Origin of the sequence: Mucilaginibacter endophyticus (assembly GCF_003351025.1) — a bacterium.
In the GTDB taxonomy this organism is placed as follows: Bacteria; Bacteroidota; Bacteroidia; order Sphingobacteriales; family Sphingobacteriaceae; genus Mucilaginibacter; species Mucilaginibacter endophyticus.
The window spans coordinates 312151-329933 of the sequence record NZ_QPCG01000005.1; the positions used below are offsets into that span (position 1 = coordinate 312151).

The 17783-nt window shown below is 43.3% G+C and carries 17 protein-coding genes; 10 read left to right on the plus strand and 7 right to left on the minus strand.

Annotated elements, in window-relative coordinates; all coding sequences use genetic code 11:
• Positions 1–4 precede the first annotated feature (4 nt).
• The 4 genes from DUL71_RS21440 to DUL71_RS21455 all read left to right on the plus strand — a co-directional run bounded on the left by DUL71_RS21440 (position 5) and on the right by DUL71_RS21455 (position 4631).
• Positions 5–1615, plus strand: coding sequence for a SusD/RagB family nutrient-binding outer membrane lipoprotein (locus DUL71_RS21440; RefSeq protein WP_114939990.1), 1611 nt, complete (start codon positions 5–7; stop codon positions 1613–1615).
• Between the two features lie 76 nt (positions 1616–1691).
• Positions 1692–2786 (plus strand): alkaline phosphatase family protein, encoded by a 1095-nt coding sequence (locus tag DUL71_RS21445; RefSeq protein ID WP_161964481.1) that lies wholly within the window; start codon positions 1692–1694, stop codon positions 2784–2786.
• A 6-nt stretch (positions 2787–2792) separates the two neighbouring features.
• Positions 2793–3614 carry a glycerophosphodiester phosphodiesterase gene (locus DUL71_RS21450; protein ID WP_114939992.1) on the plus strand — a complete coding sequence of 274 codons (822 nt, stop codon included), beginning with the start codon at positions 2793–2795 and terminating at the stop codon, positions 3612–3614.
• A gap of 171 nt (positions 3615–3785) precedes the next feature.
• The gene (locus DUL71_RS21455) at positions 3786–4631 is read left to right on the plus strand and encodes a metallophosphoesterase family protein (RefSeq protein ID WP_114939993.1); all 846 of its coding nucleotides are present in this window, start codon (positions 3786–3788) and stop codon (positions 4629–4631) included.
• A 220-nt stretch (positions 4632–4851) separates the two neighbouring features.
• On the opposite strand, the gene DUL71_RS21460 is transcribed toward DUL71_RS21455, so the two are convergent.
• The 5 genes from DUL71_RS21460 to DUL71_RS21480 all read right to left on the minus strand — a co-directional run bounded on the left by DUL71_RS21460 (position 4852) and on the right by DUL71_RS21480 (position 9745).
• A complete protein-coding gene (locus DUL71_RS21460) occupies positions 4852–5817 on the minus strand; it encodes a Gfo/Idh/MocA family protein (RefSeq protein ID WP_114939994.1) in 966 nt (321 codons plus the stop codon).
• A gap of 232 nt (positions 5818–6049) precedes the next feature.
• Positions 6050–7123, minus strand: coding sequence for a DUF4148 domain-containing protein (locus DUL71_RS21465; RefSeq protein ID WP_114940217.1), 1074 nt, complete (start codon positions 7121–7123; stop codon positions 6050–6052).
• A gap of 120 nt (positions 7124–7243) precedes the next feature.
• Positions 7244–8134 carry a class I SAM-dependent methyltransferase gene (locus DUL71_RS21470; protein WP_114939995.1) on the minus strand — a complete coding sequence of 297 codons (891 nt, stop codon included), beginning with the start codon at positions 8132–8134 and terminating at the stop codon, positions 7244–7246.
• A 130-nt stretch (positions 8135–8264) separates the two neighbouring features.
• Positions 8265–9017, minus strand: a complete 753-nt coding sequence (locus DUL71_RS21475; RefSeq protein WP_114939996.1) for an ABC transporter ATP-binding protein — start codon at positions 9015–9017, stop codon at positions 8265–8267.
• Positions 9014–9745 carry an MlaE family ABC transporter permease gene (locus tag DUL71_RS21480; protein ID WP_112574530.1) on the minus strand — a complete coding sequence of 244 codons (732 nt, stop codon included), beginning with the start codon at positions 9743–9745 and terminating at the stop codon, positions 9014–9016. The genes DUL71_RS21475 and DUL71_RS21480 overlap by 4 nt, the downstream gene beginning before the upstream one ends.
• A gap of 167 nt (positions 9746–9912) precedes the next feature.
• On the opposite strand from DUL71_RS21480, the gene DUL71_RS21485 reads away from it, so the two are divergent.
• The 4 genes from DUL71_RS21485 (at position 9913) to DUL71_RS21500 (ending at position 13111) form a co-directional block, all read left to right on the plus strand.
• Complete coding sequence (locus DUL71_RS21485) at positions 9913–10617, plus strand: SDR family oxidoreductase (protein ID WP_114939997.1); 705 nt, start codon at positions 9913–9915, stop codon at positions 10615–10617.
• Positions 10618–10650: 33 nt separating this feature from the next.
• On the plus strand, positions 10651–11226 hold the full coding sequence (locus DUL71_RS21490; RefSeq protein WP_114939998.1) for a PspC domain-containing protein: 576 nt from the start codon (positions 10651–10653) through the stop codon (positions 11224–11226).
• Between the two features lie 4 nt (positions 11227–11230).
• Positions 11231–12217 (plus strand): LiaI-LiaF-like domain-containing protein, encoded by a 987-nt coding sequence (locus DUL71_RS21495; RefSeq protein ID WP_114939999.1) that lies wholly within the window; start codon positions 11231–11233, stop codon positions 12215–12217.
• Positions 12218–12427: 210 nt separating this feature from the next.
• A complete protein-coding gene (locus DUL71_RS21500) occupies positions 12428–13111 on the plus strand; it encodes a carboxypeptidase-like regulatory domain-containing protein (RefSeq protein WP_114940000.1) in 684 nt (227 codons plus the stop codon).
• Between the two features lie 89 nt (positions 13112–13200).
• On the opposite strand, the gene DUL71_RS21505 is transcribed toward DUL71_RS21500, so the two are convergent.
• Together DUL71_RS21505 and DUL71_RS21510 are read right to left on the minus strand one after the other, a co-directional pair.
• Entirely contained in the window at positions 13201–13824 is a 624-nt protein-coding gene (locus DUL71_RS21505) for an NUDIX hydrolase (protein ID WP_114940001.1), read from the minus strand.
• Between the two features lie 127 nt (positions 13825–13951).
• Positions 13952–14701, minus strand: a complete 750-nt coding sequence (locus DUL71_RS21510; RefSeq protein ID WP_154402452.1) for a hypothetical protein — start codon at positions 14699–14701, stop codon at positions 13952–13954.
• A 130-nt stretch (positions 14702–14831) separates the two neighbouring features.
• Between DUL71_RS21510 and DUL71_RS21515 the strand changes: the two genes are divergently transcribed.
• Positions 14832–16091, plus strand: a complete 1260-nt coding sequence (locus tag DUL71_RS21515) for a prephenate dehydrogenase (RefSeq protein ID WP_112574523.1) — start codon at positions 14832–14834, stop codon at positions 16089–16091.
• Positions 16092–16516: 425 nt separating this feature from the next.
• Complete coding sequence (locus DUL71_RS21520; RefSeq protein WP_114940003.1) at positions 16517–17704, plus strand: hypothetical protein; 1188 nt, start codon at positions 16517–16519, stop codon at positions 17702–17704.
• The last annotated feature ends 79 nt before the right edge of the window (positions 17705–17783 follow it).

Here is a 17783-nt window from a genome sequence, read left to right on the forward strand (position 1 = left end):
GATTATGAAAAAGATATTTAGAATTTTAATACTGCCGGCGTTTGCATTGCTAACAGTAACCGGATGTAAGAAAAGTTTTGAGGACCTTACCAAAAATAATAATGTGCCAAGTGTTGTGCCTGCATCATTATTATTTAACGGTGTCCTTAACAAAATGGCCGATTTGCCGCAATCAAACAACGAGATTTATGGCCAGTATTATATTTATAACTATGATTACTATGGTAACAACCGTTATGACGGCTTTGCAAACGGCGGCGACAATTACTACAATACGTTAAAAAACGTAATTGTAATGGAGCAGCGTGCTGCTGCAACCGGCGGTGCCGCAGTAAACCCGTACGAAGCTTTGGGTAAATTTTTCAGGGCTTACTTCTTCAGTAAAATGAGTCTGGAAGAAGGTGATATCCCAATGACCGATGCATTGAAAGGTTTGGATAACCTTACTCCAAAATATGATACGCAAAAAGATGTAATGGTACAGTGTCTTGCATGGCTTGAGTCGGCAAATACCGATATGGCTGCACTTATTGCTAACCCGAATGCAGGTGGTACAGGTGTTGGTGCCGCATTATCAAACGATATTTATTTTGGTAATGATCTTTCAAAATGGCAAAAAACAGTAAACACTTTTCACGTAAGGTTATTGCTTGAATTGAGCAAGAAAACTGCTGATATTGATATTAAAGGTCAGTTTGCTGCTATTGTTGGTAACCCAACTAAATACCCGTTGATGAGCAGCAACGATGATAACCTGCAATATAAATTTGTAGCGCCAAGCAACTATTATCCTCAAAACCCTGATAACTTTGGTCAAAATGGTTCAAGGCAAAATTCATCGGCTACTTATGTTGGTTTACTTACCAGCTTAAAAGATCCGAGGGTTTTTGTTACTGCCGAGCCTTCACGTTACCTGGTTGATACCCTGAAACAAAGCCCAACAAGTTTTGATTCATTTGTTGGCGCCGATCCGGGCCTTGACCTTGGTGTAATGTATAACAACGCAACTTTACAGCGTTATTCATTCATCAACCGTAAACACTTCTATTCAACTTATATCGGTGAGCCAAGCATCCAGATCGGTTACCCTGAACTGATGTTCAACATTGCCGAAGGTATTAACCGCGGTTGGGCTTCTGGTAATGCTGAAACTTATTATGTTAACGGTATCCAGGCATCATATCAGTTTTATGGCCTCCCAACAGTTGCCGGCCCAAGTATATACTCAGCTTATTTTTACAGGCCAGGTGCAACCAAAGGCCCTGCCGATCAATCAAGCTATGACGTGTTCCCGGTTACTGTAAACTGGACAACCTATTACGCACAACCAACAGTGAAATATGCTGATGGTACAACTGGCCTTACCCAGATCCTGCAGCAAAAATACCTTGCTATGTTCCGTCACTCGGGTTTAGAGGCTTATTTCAACTACCGTCGTACCGGCGTGCCAAACTTTACTACCGGTCCGGGTACAGGTAATAGCAGCCGTATCCCTAAACGTTTCGAGTATCCAACATCAGAGCGTACAGTTAACGCTACAAACTATAACGCTGCATTAACCGCTCAATTTGGCGGCAGCGATGACATTAATGGTGTTATGTGGTTGCTTAAATAACCACAGCTTATACGTTTTAATTAATCTGCATAAAGGCCCCGCTAATCTGGGGCCTTTATCATTAAATACAACAACTATGAAAAAAGCTATTTTATTTACGTTATTCGCTATGTGTTTTTCGGCGTTATATGCCCAGCACAAAACACAAAATGTAGTTATCGTTACTATCGACGGGCTGCGCTGGCAGGAAGTTTTCCGCGGTGCCGATTCGGCCATTATCAATTCAAAAGATACTCAAGATAAAAACGCTGCCCGTAAAAATTTCTGGACAGATGCGTCTGTAGATCGTCGTAAACTGCTGATGCCTTTCTTTTGGAGTACTTTAATTGAAAAAGGTCAGCTTTATGGTAACCGCGATTTGGGTAGCAAAGATGAAGTGGCTAATCCTTATCATTTTTCATACCCGGGCTACAATGAAATATTTACCGGTTTTCCTGATAAAAGGATGAATACCAACGATGGTATCTATAACCCAAACATGAATGTGCTTGAGTTTTTGAACAAACAAAAAGGCTTTGAAAACAAGGTAGCAGCATTTGCATCCTGGGAGCGTTTTTCGCAGATCCTGAGCCCGAAGCGCGCCAATATTTTGGTTAACGCTGGTTTTATGCCGCTGGAAGTTGCTGGTATGAACGATCGCCTGAAACATCTGAATGAGTTACAGTTGGAGGTGCCGCGTTACATCAGCGATTCAACCCGGATCGATTTCCTGACGTTTGAGTTTGCCAAAAACTATATGATGCAATACAAGCCGCGTGCCCTGTATGTTTCATTTGACGAACCGGATGATCTGGCCCATGCAGGTAACTACGGATTTTACCTTGACCGTATCAAACAGGAAGATGGTTTTATAAAGCAACTTTGGGATTACATCCAATCGGAGCCTGCTTATAAAAACAAAACTACATTGATCATCACCTGCGATCATGGCAGGGGCGACGAGCCAATGAAAAAGTGGCACGATCACGGATCGGACGTGGTACATTCAGAACAAACCTGGTTTGCCGTTATTGGTCCGGATACCCCGGCTTCAGGCGAAATGAAACAAGGCGAAACAACCTATCATAAACAACTGGCCCAAACTATAGCCGGTTTATTAGGCTTTGATTTTAAGGCTGCTGCAGGGCACGAAGTGGGTGATGCTATTGGGAGCGTTACCGGAAAAAAATAAATTAACATGCGTTTTCAATTATTAACAATTTTGGGTTTACTGTGGCTGCTTCCCGGTGATGGATGGCAGCCTAACCCGGCCCCTGTTTCAAAGCATAAATTTATTGTTGCCGCTCACCGTGGAGATCATGTCATTTATCCCGAAAACACCATAGAGGCGTACAAAGAGGCCATAAAAAATGAGGCAGACTATGTAGAGATTGACCTGCGTACAACCAGGGATGGTGAGTTGGTAAGCATGCACGATGGCAGTATTAACCGTATGACGGATGGCAAAGGTCAGCTAAAAGATTTTACCCTCACCGAGTTATTGCAGTTGAAGGTAAAGAGTAAGGATACTACGAGTAAAGAAGTATACCGGATTCCAACCTTTAAGCAGATCCTGCAGATGTGTAAAAACAGGATAGGTATTTATCTTGATTTTAAAGCTGCCGATCCTGAACAGGCCTATCAGATGATCAAAGAATATGGTATGGAAAGGCAGGTATTGGTTTATATTAACAGCGCTTCCCAATTTACGGGCTGGCGTAAAGCCGCCCCCAAAATGCCGCTGATGTTAAGCCTGCCGGACAGTGTTAAAAATACCGTCGGCGTGAAAAATTTCATTGAACAGTACCATCCTGATATTCTTGACGGATCTTATAACCAGTACACCAGTGATATGGTAAACTTGGCCGGGGAGTACCACATCCCGGTTTGGCCAGATATCCAAAGTGCAGGTGAAGGTCCGGCAGATTGGAACAAAGCCCTCGCCGCAGGCTTGAAAGGTTTGCAAACAGATCATCCAGCGGCATTGGTGAAATTTTTGAGGGAAAAGGGGCTGAGGTAAAAATAAGTGTAAGTATAAATCATGTCATTGCGAGCGAAGCGTGGCAATCGCACGGAAGCAAAGTCGCCCTGTATAGCATGCGATTGCTTCGTTCCTCGCAATGACATTTATGTTTATTTCTTAACCTTCATTTAACACGGCGAGGCTACCTTTGCAATAAAATAATAGCCTATGACCTCGCGCCGCGAATTTTTTGGCACTGCCTTAACAGGTGTTGCCGCCTTAAGTCTTCTACCTGCCGTTAACAGTTTTGCTGCCGAAAATAACCGGTACAGCCGCGCTACCAAAGCCAAACTAAAATTAAGATTTGCTTTGGCATCTGATATCCACTACGGTCAGCCGGAAACTGATTTCGCTTTACATACCGGTAACATGATTAAATGGCTTAACGAGGATCATAGCAAAAACCACCTGGATTTTGTGATCGTAAACGGCGACCTGGTGCACAATCGTCCGGATCTGCTCCCGGAGATCAAAGCCAAATACCTTGATAAATTGAATGTTCCTTATCATACTATCCCCGGTAATCATGACTTTGCCGATGCTACAGTTTGGAAAAACGCTTTCGGCTACGAGGATAAATACACGGTAGAATTTGGTGATATCGCTTTTGTTCTGGCTCACACAGCTGATACTAAGGGTATCTATACCTGCCCCAATAATGCCTTCCTTAAAGCATCGTTAGATAAATTTACTGATAAGAAGATCGTTTTTGTTGTGCTGCACATTCCGCCTACCAAATGGGTTAAGAATGATGTATTTGTTGACTGCCCCGAAACTATCCAGTTGTTACACGCTTATCCTAATGTAAAAGCGGTATTTCATGGCCACGATCATTTACTGGATGGCGTGCGCTACACTGATAAATTGCCCCACTTTTTCGACTCGCACATTGGTGGCGATTGGGGTACTGATTATAAAGGTTACCGCATTGTTGAAGTGGATGAGCAAAATGCCATCTACACATATCAGGTAAACGCCAGCCAAAACCCAGTGTTAAACTCGGCTAAACTGTAGTAGTATTTCGAATTTCGGAATTTCAATTTCGGATATTTGTATGGTGAAGAAGGCACAAGTTAGCCCTGCCCAGACCATCGCACAAAACTTGCGCCAGTGAGAGCCAGTGAGAGGTCACCCTGAGCCTGTCGAAGGGTTGCGCGTAGAGGCCTCACCCACCATGCTTCGACAAGCTCAGCATGACACCTTTTTTTTGTTACTACAACAGAGTTGAAGATATTTATTTCTCCACCGGGTATTTCAACTCTATTTGCTCCCGGGCCTTATCTATCATGGCTATCATTTGCCGGGATAGTTCATGCGGGAGTATTTGGCTTTCGGTTTTACCTTGTTTAATGAGCTCGCAAAAATGGATGATCTCATAGTTAAGTCCTCCGGAGGTGAATGGCTCATCAAGTTGTACCGTGCGGCCGTCGAGGTAGCTGATAGTTGCCTTTGCAGGGTTCCACCAGTTTTTGTGGATGGTTATGTGTCCCAGTGTGCCCACTATTAACGCGTCGCCTTTGCCGTGCATATCAAAGCCACAGTATAATTGCGCGTATCCGTTTTGGTGCAGTGTTTGGAAAATGGCAAACATATCAATTCCGGTTTCGCCAAACCTGCCCATGGTTTGGATATCCTGCATGGGGCCGAGCCAGTCGAGTGCTAAAAAAGCTTCATAAATAGCGATTCCCATCAGGCTGCCGCCAACAAGTTCGAGGTTATAATTTGGATGATCGGGTGGGCAATCGGCCACGGCTGATCCAGCGCGAACATATCCTACTGGTCCGATGGGATCATTAGCCAGGTATTCCTTCAGCTTGCCATACAGCGGGTAAAATGGAGGTTTCATTCCTTCCATAAAAAGCAAGCGGGTTTGCCGGGCAACAGCAAGCACCTCATCCAGTTCGGTAAGGTTAACGGTTACCGGTTTCTCGCAAAGCACATGCTTGCCTGCTTTAAGGGCTGCGATACTGTAAGCGGAATGACTGTCGGGAAGTGTAGCTATATAAACAGCGTTGATATCGCTTGCAAGCAATTCTTCAACACTTCGGCAAGCAATGCCACCATATTGCGCAACAAAGGCATCAACGGTTTCGGGCCTGCGCGAATAAGAAGCCACAAGTTCCACATCCGGAACAGCTGCAAAGCCCTGCATAAACCTGTGCGCTATACGCCCGCAACCTATAATGCCCCATTTTATCATAGTTCTAAGTCTGAAGTCTATTTATGATCGTCATTGCGATGAACGAAGCAATCCCTGGTTAGCAGGGCCGCCTTGTACAGTTCGCGATTGCTTCGTGCCTCGTAATGACGTCTTTTTAGTTAATTATCGAAAATATAGCTTTAAATGCAAAAGTCCCGAGTAAATAATGTTTTATTACCTACTCAGGACTTTTAGACTTAAGACTCTCGACTTAGAACTTAAGGCTTCCGATTTATTGATATTGGATATAAATCGGGTATGGTTTGTATCTTGATAAAACCTCCTCTGGTGTTAACATATGATGAGGAGCTTTTTTGATATCATTTTTATAAAACAATTTAAAGCCTGTAAACTGAACTGGCTCCTGGTTAATGAAGTAACGGTAAGTGCCGGTTTTCAAATCAGGTTCGCCCCAACCGTCCATATCCATTACCAGCTGAATTTCAGGATGTAACTTAATGTTTTTATAGTTAGTAACCATCTTTTTGGTAAAGCGGTGAACGATAAGGATCTTTGGCGGTAAGCCGTTTTTCTTAACAATTTTGGTAAGGTAGTCTGATACATAGTTGATATCATCTGCATCATAGGTGCCTATCTTTCTGCCCGGGTGGGTACCGTCTTTCATTGAAAACTCAGGGTCCATACCGAAGTGTACCTGTGGTAACTCAAGGTATTTTTCAAGCAATGGCAACTCAGCACGGATGTTGCTTAACGCAACCTGAACGTCTAAGAAAACGATAGCATGAGCTTTTTTAGCCAACACCAACACACTGTCAATTTGTTTAAATGGCATACGGTAACGGAACTTTCCGTCTTTACCGCCATCGCCCTGGGCAACTACTGCAATATAATGCAACGCTGGTTGAACAGGCGTTTTAGGATCGGCTTTTTCCCAATGTTTTACTTCACCTTTCAATTTGGCAAGCATTTCGTTTGGCGGTAATTCGCCCAAAATACCCATCTTCTTTGAATAAAGGTTACCATAAAAAGCAACTACACGCTTAAATGGCAAAATAGCACCACCTATTGGATAAGGCGTATTTTTAACAGGCCACCTGCCGCTTGTATCACCATGGGCGTTGAATTTCATCAACGAATCGTACAGTTTTTTATCGATAGGAGGGTAGGTAGATTTTTTAACGCTTAAGGTATCTGCTGCCTCGGCCTGGGCCGAATCACCTTTAACTGCAGCGGCGGTTTTTTTACCGTCTGTTTTGGCACTGTTGCCATTTTGTGAGCAGCTGTTTAAAAGCAAAGCTGCCGACGCCACAAATGTAGCGGATAGTACAAGCGTTTTTAATTTCATTTTTTTAACGTTCAATATAATGCAGGTGTATGTGAGGCTTATTTAATTAAATTAATTTCCAGCCACTTATATAGCAGCAATTGTGTTGGTTCGGTTGCGGCCAAAGATAGATATTGGAAATTAATTACTTTTAATTTTATGAAACTTTCCAAAAACGCCTAAAGGCAGCTTTGGTCCGGCTGTGGCCTGCAGGTAAAGCTCGCCAATTTCGAGGTTTTGTACCTGCGGGAACGAGCTTTTAATGAGGTTTTCAACTATTACAGATGAGAAGCCAAGTGAGTAAGTATTCAGGATCAGGAAGTGCTCTTCAGGGTCGAGCAGTTGGGTTACGTCACGCATCATCTCGGTGATATTATCTTCCAGTTTCCATTTTTCGCCGTTAGGTCCGTTGCCATAAGCCGGCGGATCAAGGATGATTCCGTTATATTTTTTACCGCGTTTCAATTCGCGTTTGACAAACTTCAAAGCATCTTCAACTACCCAGCGTATATCTTTAAGCCCCGAAATTTCTTGGTTTTCGTTGGCCCAGGTTACCACTTGTTTTATCGAATCAACGTGGGTAGTATCGGCACCTGCCGCCCTTGCAATTAAGGAAGCACCGCCAGTGTAGGCAAACAGGTTAAGTACTTTGGGCTCGGGAGTTTTAAAGCGTTTTACATTTTGGCTGATATAATCCCAGTTCACAGCTTGTTCGGGGAAAATGCCAACGTGTTTAAATGAGGTAAGCCCCAGTCTGAATTTAATAGCCGCTTCTTTGTTTTTGTATTCGATATGCCAGCGGTCGGGAGTTTTAAGATCTTTTTTTACCCACTCGCCGGTAGTTGCCGAACGGCCTTTAAATTTAATATGATGTAAGCGCTGCCACTCAGAAGCGGGCAGGGTTTTGTTCCACACCGCCTGTGGTTCCGGGCGGATTAATATGGTGTTCCCAAAGCGTTCCAGCTTTTCAAAATCGCCGCAATCAATCAGTTCGTAATCTTTCCAGTGCGTTGGGGTAAGTAGTTGGATCATTCTTATTCAGTTTGCAGTATGCTGTTGGCAGTTTGCACGCCCCAGTCAATAAATTGGTTGCAAATATAGTTATTATAAATACATGCAGATAACTCTGCACATGCTGCTTACTGCCACTGAAAACTGCCAACTATAAAGAGGCCTTCGCTGCCCTCATGAACGGACTGGCAAATACAAAGTTGTTAAGTTCTTTGTTATCGGTTTTAGCTATTTCTTTATTTGATCCTTCCCACCACTTTTTGCCCTGGTGCAGGAAAATAATATGATCACCAATACCCATTACCGAGTTCATATCGTGGGTTACCACTACGGTTGTAATGCTGTATTCCTGCGTAAGTTCGGAGATCAGTTCATCTATCAGGATAGAAGTTACAGGGTCAAGGCCTGAGTTAGGCTCATCAACAAATAAATATTTAGGCTGCATGGAAATGGCGCGGGCAATACCAACACGCTTTTTCATACCGCCAGATAATTCGGAAGGATATAATTTATTTTTGCCTGTAAGATTAACCCTCTCCAGGCAAAAGTTGGCACGGTCAAGTTTTTCGCTTTTTGATTGATCTGTAAACAGGTTAAGCGGAAACATGATGTTTTGCTCAACGGTCATGGAGTCAAAAAGGGCCGAGTTTTGAAAAAGCATACCTATCTGGGTGCGGATAGGGACACGTTGCTCGAAATTCATATTGGTGAAATTTTCGCCATCAAAAATCACCTCTCCCTTAGTTGGTTCATGCAGGCCTACTATACACTTAAGTAAAGTGGTTTTACCGGAACCGGAACCGCCGATGATCAGATTGTTTTTTCCAGGCTGGAAAGTTGCAGTTATGCCCTTCAGAACTTCGTTTTCACCGAAGGTTTTATATACGTCTTGTATTTCGATCATAGTAACAGGCGTGAAATGATAAGGTCACAGAATAGGATCATGATACAGCTCCACACAACCCCGCGCGTTGCTGATTGGCCAACCTCAAGTGATCCGCCGTTAACATAAAAGCCCTGATATGAGCATATTGATGTAATCACAAAACCAAAAGATATCGCTTTAACGGCACAAACCGTTGCTATTACAGGGTTAAATCCATCAGTAAGCCCTCTGAGGTAATCATTGGTTGATACATCATTTGATGCCCAGCAGGCAATATAGCCACCGGTTAATCCTAATCCTACAGATACGATAACCAGCAAAGGGATCATGGTAACCCCTGCAATAATTTTGGGTGATATCAAATATCCCGGCGCATTTACGCCCATGATCTCCAGCGCGTCTATCTGTTCGGTAACGCGCATGGTACCAATTTGCGATGCCATGGCCGAACCTACACGGCCGGCCAGTACCAGCGCCGATATAGTTGGACTAAATTCCAGTATAGTTGAATCGCGGGTAATGCCGCCTACTACTGTTTTCGGGATAAAATCGCTGATAAGCTGGAAGGCGGTCTGGATGGTAGCTACCGCGCCAATAAAAAGCGAAATGATAGCAACAATGCCCAGCGAGCCAATACCCACCGAAACCATCTCTCGCATGATCTCGGCCCAGTATACACTGAATTTTTCGGGTTTCCTGAAACTTAAACGCAGTAAAAGTATATATTTTCCTAAGCTATGAAACATGCAGATGTATAAAAAATCGGTTAAAAATACGCTTTTTACCTTTAAGCCTAAATGGTCAGGTGTTAAAACAAGTCATTTAAATTCAATTTTATAAGCGCTTCAATTATTCTGCTTACGTAAATTGCGGGCATAAAGCTTCAGTAACTATAAAAATTAATTTAAACAATATGAAAAACGTACTCATCACCGGTTCAACTAAAGGCATGGGCCGCTCAATCGCAATTGCTTTTGCTAATGAAGGATTAAACGTGGCAATTTGTTCGCGGAATGAGCAAGAATTATTAACTTTTAAAGATGAGTTGGAACAAATTGATCCGGGAGTGAAGGTTTTTGCTATGAAAGCCGATGGCAGCAAAAAAGCCGAATTGTTCAGATTTGCCGCGGCCGCCGAGGCTGAGTTCGGTTTTATTGACGTTGTGGTTAATAACCTGGGAACGTATATCCCTTCAAGTATATTGGATGATAAAGAAGATACCCTCCAGATCCAAATGAATACTAACTTAATGCCTGCCTATGAACTGTACCGCTATTTTGGCAGAACCATGGCAAAAGCAAATAAAGGACACTTCTTTAATATATGTTCGGTAGCAGCTATAAATCCTGTTCCACAAGCGGGCAGTTATACTGTAACAAAATATGCGCTGTTAGGTCTAACAAGAGTAATGAGGCTCGAGATGCAGGAGCATGGTGTAAAAGTTACTGCCGTAATACCCGGATCAACGTTAACGGATTCATGGAAAGACGCGGTGGTGGATAAAGATACCATGGTGCTGCCCGAAGACATAGCGTCGGCAATCATCAATATTTACAGAATGAGCCCCGGAGCCAATGTCGACGAAATCATCATCAAACCTGCGCCGGGCCAGTTATGATAAATCAACTTTAAACATAAACGAACATAAATTATGGAAAAGAAACTTCATCGCGATGAACACCGAAAGGTAATAGGCGGTGTTTGCGCGGGCCTTGCCGAGCATTTCGGCACGGATGTGGCAGTTATCAGGGCGATATTTTTAGTAACGCTTATTTTAAAAGGCTTCAGCTTACCTATATATATAGTATTGTGGATAGTGCTGCCAAAAAAGGGCTACAATTTTACACCGGGTGTTGACTATAGGGTGCCACCACAGGATAACCCTTTTATGAATGATCCTAAATTTGGCGGCCAGCCTTTTAATCCTCCGCCATTTGTAAATCCGCCTAAAAAACAGGCTTCAACAGTGGGGCTGATATTTGGCGTGGCCATGATCCTTTTGGGTTCGGTGTTCCTGCTTAACGAGCTTGACCTGATGCCCGATTGGGATTTTGAAAACCTTTGGCCTGTAATGCTGGTAGGTGCCGGCATAGCACTTATTGTTTCCGGAGCAAAGAAACAGCCCTGGGAAAAACAAAACTGGCATGCTAACGAGGTAACTGATGTTCCAGAGGCAGAACCTACTAAAGACGAGACAGAAACTAAAGATACACCTCCAACTATATAATATTATGAAAAGCGATAAACTTGTGCCAGGCGCTATCCTGGTGTTGTTGGGAGTAGTATTCCTGCTGGATAACTTCCACGTAATAAATTTCGACTGGATGAACATCCTGTACCTGTGGCCTATATTTTTAATTATGGGCGGTATCAGCCTGGTGTTTGCCGGCAACCGGTCGCCACTGGCTACCATCCTGAAACTTGCAGTAGTAATTGGCTGCTTTGCCCTGCTGGTATTTGGCAACTTTGGTAAACGCTACCACTTTTGGCCAAACGCCTGGACCTTTCACAGCGACGATTATAATGATGATAACGACAGTGATGACAGCGATACCACAAATACCGACCAGGGTGTAGTAAAAATTGGCGGCGATAAAACTTTTAGGGAATCGTACTCGGCCGATATTAAACATGCCCGCCTTAATATCAGCGGTGGCGGAACCATATACAATTTAGCCGACAGTACTGCCGATTTATTCAGTGCCCAAACGCAGGAGCTTTATGGTAAATACACTTTTAACCACAGTAAAGATGATTCGGTGTATGTGCTTAACCTTAATCTGAAGAATAATAAAGGTTTTCATTTTGACTCAAACGACCGTAAAAACAATAAAGCCGACATCAAATTAAACACAAATCCGGTGTGGGATATTGATGTAACTACGGGCGCGACAGATTTAAATTTTGATCTTTCAAAATTCAAAATAAAAACCTTATCTTTAAAGGGCGGAGCAGCATCATTTGATGTGAAGCTCGGAGCCCCTGTTGGAAGCACAAATGTAGAGGTTTCAACCGGTGCATCTGAGGTTATTATAAGCGTTCCGAAAGACGCTGCCTGCCGTATCACATCCAATACCGGCCTCTCATCAAATGAGTTTGCGGGCTTTAGTAAAAAGAGTGATAACGACTACGAAACCGATGGCTTTGATGCCGCTAAAAACAGGATCCTGATACACATGAGTGGCGGTATCTCTGATTTTAAAGTAAACCGATATTAACCTAAATCCTGAGTAAAAAGATACCGGGACATAATACAACAATAATGAATTGCCATCCGCTCCATCAATTTGATGGAGCGTTTTTTTTGTACCATATTGTAGCGGTGATTCAGGTTTTTGTCATTTAAGGCAAGGCGGGGGGGAAAAAGTGTTAAATTGAAAACCTTTGGAACAAAAAATAAGTTTAATTTACAGCACAAATAATCTACTATGAAATACCAATACCTTATATTATCTGCATTACTATTTTTAGCCTGTACTGTAAATGCCCAGACCACTGTAAAAGGCACCGTTGTTGAATCGGGTAAAAACAACAAACTGGGTGATGTTTTTGTGCGCGACAATCAAAACAGGCAAATGACGCTTACCGATAGTAAAGGTAATTTCAGCATCCGTACCGAAACCGGCCATACGCTTGTTTTCAGCTCTCCCGGGTATGTATCAGATACCTTATACGTTACCGATTTTACCAACAAGAAAATAGAACTGGTTGCCCAGACCATCGCATTGAGGCAGGTTAACATCAGCGCCAAACGTGAAGCATTTGATGCCCATAAAGAATATCCTGAAGTATACACCCGCGCCAAAGTTTATCCGCTTTCACCTACCTCGTGGTTTAGCAAGGAAGCCAAGGATGCCCGCCGTTTGAAAAAATATTTTAAGCACGAAGAAGAAGAACGCCATGTTGACGAAGTATTCACCATGAACTATGTGCAAAGCATTATCCCGCTGCGCGGTCAGGAACTGGAGAATTTCATGACCCTGTACAGGCCATCATACGCGTTCATCAAAAACAACAATGGCCCGTCGTTGGCGGTTTACATCAACGATTCGTACAAGAAATACCAGGCTTTACCTGCCGATAAACGTACTTTGCCCGATTTGAAAGAATAGTTTTTGGATGGATGGCTTTTAAAAAAGGTTAAAAATAAGAAAGCGTCATTGCTGTAACGAAGCAATGACGCTTTTTGTTAATGGCTTAATCAATCAGCCCAGACGCTGATATCATTATTGATGATCTTTTGATAAAGCAGTTCGATCTGGCTTTTCAGGATACGGTCTTCTGATAGTGGGGGCAGGTTATCGATATCAAAATACTGCACATCCAGCACATCAAAACCTTTATTGATCTCCGTAGTAACAGCTTTGCAGTAAAATACCATTTTATATACATAAAAAGGCTGTGGCGGGTGCGGGTGCATTTTTTTATCAAATACAGCCAGTAACCTGTCGGCAGTTACCTGCAGACCGGTTTCTTCCCAAAACTCTTTGATAATGGTTTCTTTGGGCGTATAGCCAATATCGCCCCAGCCACCTGGCAACGACCATTTGCCATCACCACTTTCACGGGCCAGCAGAATCTTATTATCCGGCGAAAGCAGGATTCCCCTTAAATCAACTTTGGCGGTAGGGTAATCTGCAGCTTGTGGAAACAACAGGTTAATGGTTTCGGTGCCGTAGCCGCTAACCTCCTCAAACATTTTAGTGCTTAGGTGCTGCAGTTCCTGGTAGCGTTCAATATCATATTCGTTTTTGGCGTACAACAGGCCGGTATCAGCAACAGAACGTAGTTGGGTTATGAGGGAAAGTAGATTGGTGTTGGGCATAAAGTATGATCAAATTATGTGATTGTGAGGAGGAACGACGAAGCAATCGCACGGATGCAGAGCAACTCTGTGCAGTTCGCGATTGCCACGCTACGCAATGACATGGGTGTATAATTCCGAAATCAAACTATCCTCTGCCTAAAAGCTCGTCAAGTTTGTTGCGTTCGGTTTGGAGTTCGCGGGCAAGTTTCTTTTCTTTTTCGTTGGCTTTGGCCTTGAAAGCTTTGTATTCTTCGTCAAGCTCTTCGTAAAGTTTGATGCGGTATTTGGCTTCGCGGCTGTGAGCACCTGAGCGGGCTATCACTATAACGGCAACAACACCAAAAACAATTACCAGTCCCCACATCACCAGGTTGTAGGTTGCCTTGGTAAACGGAATACCCAGCAAGCTGATCTCATCGCGCTTAGCATTTGATTCGTTGAGGGCCTGCTCTTTATTATTGGCATCAGATTTAAGGCTTTCAACATTTTTACCCTGTTCGGCAAGACTGGCTTTTGCTTCTTTAAGCTGGCGACGCTCGGTGTTAAGGGTATCTTTCATGTTTTTCCACAGGGCGGCAACCAGCGGCTGCTGATAGTGGTATAATTTGCTGAGCAGGTATTGATACTGCCCGTTGAGGCTTTTATCTTTTTGCAGGGCCGAGTCGGCAGCTGTTGCCCTTGGCTGTGCGTAATAAGTTGGCTTAGCAGGTGCCGGGGGCGTTACTGCCGGGTTTTTAAGTGCTGCCGGGCTCGATTTTACAATGGGCGGAATAGCATTAGGCTTTAAAGTAGCGGGCTTCTTTTTGGCAGTAGTGTCCTGAGCAAAGGTTGCTGTAACACTGCCCGTTATCATCGCTATTAAAACCGTTATCGTAAGTAGTAAATGCTTGTTCATCAAGTGTAAAATTAGGTATATGCTATTAACAAAACAGGATATATACGGTTTTTATTATATACATACTGCTATTTTGAGGCTAAAATAAGCTTTCGTACGTAATTAACCTACTCATAGTTATATTAGCGGCATGAATATAGGTATTATTGGTTTGGGCGATATGGGCCGTCTGTACGCGAAGGCTTTCGCCAAAGCAGGTTACACAGTTTCGGGCTGCGACCTGCCCGCCAACCGCGAAAAACTTGAAGCAGAACTCGCGCCTTTTGGCATTACTGTTATGGATCATGGCAGCGATGTGGCGCGGATCAACGACCTGATTATCTATTCGGTTGAGGCCGAAAGTATGGAGCGTGTAGTGGCCGAATTTGGCCCTTCAACCAAGTACGGCGCCATTGTAGCCGGGCAAACTTCGGTTAAACACCCTGAGATTGCCACCTTTGAAAAACACCTGCCTGCCGACGCCCAGATAGTTACTTTTCATGGTATGCACGGCCCCGGTTTTGAACCCGCGGGGCAAACGCTGATTCTGATCCCGCACCGCTCAACACCCGATGCTTACCAACGGATGTATGATTTGTTTACGGCTATTGGCAGCAACATAGTTGAAATTGCTGATTACCACGAGCACGACCGTATCGTTGCCGATACGCAGGCGGTAACCCATGTTGGTTTTGAAAGCATGGGCACAGCCTGGAAATCTGCCGGATTTTTTCCCTGGGAAAATGCCTCATATATAGGTGGTATTGATAATGTCAAGATCCTGACCACCCTGCGTATATTCAGCTACAAGGCACACGTTTACGCCGGGTTGGCTATTCTTAACCCTTATGCCCGTCAGCAGGTGAAACGTTATGCCGAATCGGAATCGGAATTGTTTAAGCTGATGATCAAAGAGGAAGCCGACGCGTTTAAGCAGCGTCTTTACCGTGCGCGCGACTTTGTTTTCCACGAAAGCCGTAAACCTATTATGCTTAATGATACGGTGATGAAAGAGTTTTCGCTCTCACAGCATGCCGATCATCAAAAGCCAAACTCGCACCTGAGTATCCTGAGCATGGTTGATGCCTGGTACCACCTCGGCGTTAACCCGTATGATAATCTCATTTGCCAAACCCCGCCTTTCCGCCTGCGTTTAGGTATTGCCGAATACCTTTTTAAGAATGAAGAACTGCTGGAAGAATCGTTGGAAACAGCCCTGTATGATAAAACCATCCGTGGCGATGATCTGGAATTCCATTCGGCGGTGAGGGAATGGTCGGCCATTATTGGGTATGGCGATATGGAGGGTTATAAAAAACACTTTAATGATACCCAGGCTTTTTTCAGCCACCGGCTTGAAGAGGGGAAAGCCCAAAGTGCGGAGTTGATCCGCAGGTTGATGATGGAATAATTTTGATTTGGGAATTCGGATGTTGGATTTCGGATTGATTATCAGGTGTTCAATTTTTTAAAGTGTGAACACTTGTTGTTTTTTGATTTTTATTGTTGTTGATAATCAGTAGTTTATAAAATGTATAAAAGCGTTTATTTGCCGTTTTGAACGTGATGGAATTGATGGTCAGCCTGTTATGAAATTACTTCCCCAAAAGTTGAACATCCTATTTTTTGAAAATTGAACACTGACAGGACGGTGTCAGTAAATAGCCAATGACGCAAGGCTGGTTAAGTTGAAAGCTTAACTTATTTTAGGACGAAGTTACGCTATCGCTAAACTTCGACCGGTGGAGGTGGTGGTGCGGCGTAGGATATAAATTTTTTGTTTGAACTTCTTTGTTCGGTATATTTAAGACTTATTTATTAGCACCTGAACTTTACATGCGTCAGTCTGAGGCCAAGTTTAAGCATATCTTTTTACCTTTTATTGTTATTGGCTTTAGCACTATATTAATTTACACCTTTTTGCACTGGCTGTTGGTTATCAGGTATGGTGTTGTTGCGCTGAAGGATAAGGATGCTGATTTTCTTATTCCAGGTATTGCAGGTCTGGTATTGCCTCAGCTTTTGCTTTTTCCTAAATTGAGACAATTAAAGGCCTATAAAGCAACAAGCCGCGATCCTATAGTGCTTTTATTAATGGTAGGTGGTTTTACATTTGCTGTCCCTATTTGTATTGCTCAAAATTATCTTGAATCGGCTACCGGTAGGCTTACCCGACTGGACAGCATGAGCGAAGTACACTATTTGCCGCCTACTAAGTATTATACTGTCAGGCAGATGTATCCTAACAAAAATATGGCGCACATTAAAGTGATATTTTCAGTTGGCGGTAAAAACAATGTGGACTTTAATATGGATGCCTATACAGCGGTGCCTGTTTTTGACCGTATTTATCCTGATACCAATCGCATAGCCGCCATGCGCAACAGAAACCCGAAAGCGCTGGTGATCATTAATGATACACTGCGTAACATGCAAGTGCTAAAAAAATTACCTGCCGATTCGGTACGGATAATGCGTTATGTCAATCCTTCCATGGTAATGCCCAGATACGGCGATTCTGGTAAGTACGGTGCATTAGCCGTGGTAACCTGGAGATATAAGTTTAAAAGGCAGCCTGCCGTTATTAAAATAGCGCCCGCCGCCTGGTTTGTGCTCAAGTACCATAAAACTGTTAGTAACAATTTAACTGTGGCCGAAAAGAAGGAAGAATTTGCCTTTTTTGCCAGGAAATGCGATGCTACTTTTAAGGATGAACCTTTAACCAAATTTACATACCTTACCCGTTTATCCGATGATGGCGATGTTGCCAATTACCAGGCAGCTATAAATTCACGCAATGATGTTGCAGAAGGTGAGCAAACCATGCTTTCGCCGGTTTACGAACCGTTCGAGAGCCGGAATGGAAATAGGCTGGTGTGGATCTTTGCGTCATCCATCATTGGCTTAATGTTGTATTGGGTTTTTTTGGAGTTATTTAGGATCAAAAATTTGAAAAATTTTGAGATGAGATTTTTAAAAAAGGAACACAGAGCCGATGAACAGAAAACTGCTTTAAGGGAATAGTAATAGGGTTTTGTTAATTTAAGAACATCGCGCATACAGACCTCTCGAGCCCATTGCTACCGCAAGCCTTCTCGTTTGT

What these genes read in the sequence shown, in the direction of transcription:
- DUL71_RS21500 (WP_114940000.1), top strand. Translation starts at nt 12,428, where the DNA reads ATGAAATACCAATACCTTATATTATCTGCATTACTATTTTTAGCCTGT.
- DUL71_RS21470 (WP_114939995.1), bottom strand. Translation starts at nt 8,134, where the DNA reads ATGATCCAACTACTTACCCCAACGCACTGGAAAGATTACGAACTGATT.
- DUL71_RS21445 (WP_161964481.1), top strand. Translation starts at nt 1,692, where the DNA reads ATGAAAAAAGCTATTTTATTTACGTTATTCGCTATGTGTTTTTCGGCG.
- DUL71_RS21520 (WP_114940003.1), top strand. Translation starts at nt 16,517, where the DNA reads ATGCGTCAGTCTGAGGCCAAGTTTAAGCATATCTTTTTACCTTTTATT.
- DUL71_RS21480 (WP_112574530.1), bottom strand. Translation starts at nt 9,745, where the DNA reads ATGTTTCATAGCTTAGGAAAATATATACTTTTACTGCGTTTAAGTTTC.
- DUL71_RS21455 (WP_114939993.1), top strand. Translation starts at nt 3,786, where the DNA reads ATGACCTCGCGCCGCGAATTTTTTGGCACTGCCTTAACAGGTGTTGCC.
- DUL71_RS21505 (WP_114940001.1), bottom strand. Translation starts at nt 13,824, where the DNA reads ATGCCCAACACCAATCTACTTTCCCTCATAACCCAACTACGTTCTGTT.
- DUL71_RS21450 (WP_114939992.1), top strand. Translation starts at nt 2,793, where the DNA reads ATGCGTTTTCAATTATTAACAATTTTGGGTTTACTGTGGCTGCTTCCC.
- DUL71_RS21460 (WP_114939994.1), bottom strand. Translation starts at nt 5,817, where the DNA reads ATGATAAAATGGGGCATTATAGGTTGCGGGCGTATAGCGCACAGGTTT.
- DUL71_RS21495 (WP_114939999.1), top strand. Translation starts at nt 11,231, where the DNA reads ATGAAAAGCGATAAACTTGTGCCAGGCGCTATCCTGGTGTTGTTGGGA.
- DUL71_RS21485 (WP_114939997.1), top strand. Translation starts at nt 9,913, where the DNA reads ATGAAAAACGTACTCATCACCGGTTCAACTAAAGGCATGGGCCGCTCA.
- DUL71_RS21475 (WP_114939996.1), bottom strand. Translation starts at nt 9,017, where the DNA reads ATGATCGAAATACAAGACGTATATAAAACCTTCGGTGAAAACGAAGTT.
- DUL71_RS21440 (WP_114939990.1), top strand. Translation starts at nt 5, where the DNA reads ATGAAAAAGATATTTAGAATTTTAATACTGCCGGCGTTTGCATTGCTA.
- DUL71_RS21510 (WP_154402452.1), bottom strand. Translation starts at nt 14,701, where the DNA reads ATGAACAAGCATTTACTACTTACGATAACGGTTTTAATAGCGATGATA.
- DUL71_RS21465 (WP_114940217.1), bottom strand. Translation starts at nt 7,123, where the DNA reads ATGAAATTAAAAACGCTTGTACTATCCGCTACATTTGTGGCGTCGGCA.
- DUL71_RS21515 (WP_112574523.1), top strand. Translation starts at nt 14,832, where the DNA reads ATGAATATAGGTATTATTGGTTTGGGCGATATGGGCCGTCTGTACGCG.
- DUL71_RS21490 (WP_114939998.1), top strand. Translation starts at nt 10,651, where the DNA reads ATGGAAAAGAAACTTCATCGCGATGAACACCGAAAGGTAATAGGCGGT.